The organism is Fructilactobacillus sp. X3R5C2 (genome assembly GCF_059901175.1).
In genome coordinates this window covers 1-239 of record NZ_JBWXVC010000051.1, presented here as the reverse complement: position 1 = coordinate 239, position 239 = coordinate 1, and the positions used below count along the sequence as shown (strand labels likewise).

Annotated in this window: 1 protein-coding gene; it reads left to right on the top strand. The window is 56.1% G+C overall.

Features of this window, described 5'->3' with window-relative positions; translation table 11 throughout:
• Positions 1-239, top strand: a 239-nt coding sequence (locus AC6UD4_RS07380) for an HAD-IC family P-type ATPase (RefSeq protein WP_500709661.1), incomplete at both ends; no start/stop codon positions are given.

Here is a 239-nt window from a genome sequence, read left to right as displayed (position 1 = left end):
GATGCGTGCCATGGGTATCAAGACAATCATGTGCACCGGCGATAACCCGCTGACAGCAGCGACGATCGCACTGGAGGCGGGTGTGGATGATTTTATAGCGGAAGCGAAGCCTGAGGACAAGATTGCGGCGATCAAAAAAGAACAGCAGGAGCGTAAACTTGTCGCCATGACAGGCGACGGCACCAATGATGCTCCTGCTCTGGCGCAGGCCGATGTGGGCCTGGCGATGAATTCTGGAA